Raw genomic sequence first — 828 nt, 5'->3', positions numbered from 1 at the left:
CGCCCGAGCTGGGGCGCGGTCAGCCTCGCCGGCGCCTGCGGGCTCGGCCCCAGCTTCGACACCTGCGGCTGGTTCGCCCGATCTGCGGGGGTGATGGAGAAGGTCGGCTCCGTGCTGCTGCCGGCCGAGGGGGCTGGCCTTCCCGGCCCGATCCTCAAGGCCGAGGAGGCCTGGATCAACGCCGAGCCCGCCACCGCCCGCGCCATGGGCCATGCCATGGAGGCGCTGGAGGCGATCGCTGGCGCACCCATGCGGGTCGAGGTCGCGCCCGAGGGGCTGCCGGTCCTCTATGAGCATTTCCGCTGCGCCCAGGCGCAGGAGGCCTGGGCCACGCTGGGGAGCTGGGTCGCCGCCACCGCGCCACGCTTCGGGCCCGGCGTCGCCGAGCGCTTCGCGGCGGCGCGCGAGATGGACCCCGAGAAGGCGGCCGCCGGCCGCGCCTTCCGCCGCGCCTTCCGGCTGCGCATCGCGACCATGCTCGCGGGCGGAGCCGTGATGGCCTATCCGACCAGCCCCTGCGCCGCGCCGAAGCTGAACGTCAGCCCGGCGGAGCAGAATGCCGTGCGCGAGGCGACCATGGGCGTCACCGCGATTGCCGGGCTGGGTGGGCTCTGCGAGGTCAGCATCCCCGTCGCGAAGGTGGATGGCGCGCCGGTCGGCCTCTCGCTAGTCGCCGCCGCGGGGCGGGACCGCGCGCTGCTGCGCCTCGCCACCTTGCTGGCCCGGGAGCTCGGCCTGCCGTGATCATCCGCGACGCCGAGGCCGGGGACCTGCCGGCCATCACCGCCATCTACGCCCATCACGTGCTGCACGGCAGCGGCACCTTCG

General features: G+C 75.4%; 1 protein-coding gene. It reads left to right on the top strand.

What is annotated here, in order from left to right:
• On the top strand, nt 1–744 hold a 744-nt coding region (locus tag AC1DWF_RS33390), incomplete at its 5' end, for an amidase family protein (RefSeq protein WP_476842789.1).
• Between the last annotated feature and the right edge of the window lie 84 nt (nt 745–828).

This window comes from Aminobacter sp. P4_D5 (assembly GCF_056401815.1).
The sequence above is the reverse complement of the archived record's forward strand: the minus strand, read 5'-3'. Positions and strand labels throughout refer to the sequence as shown.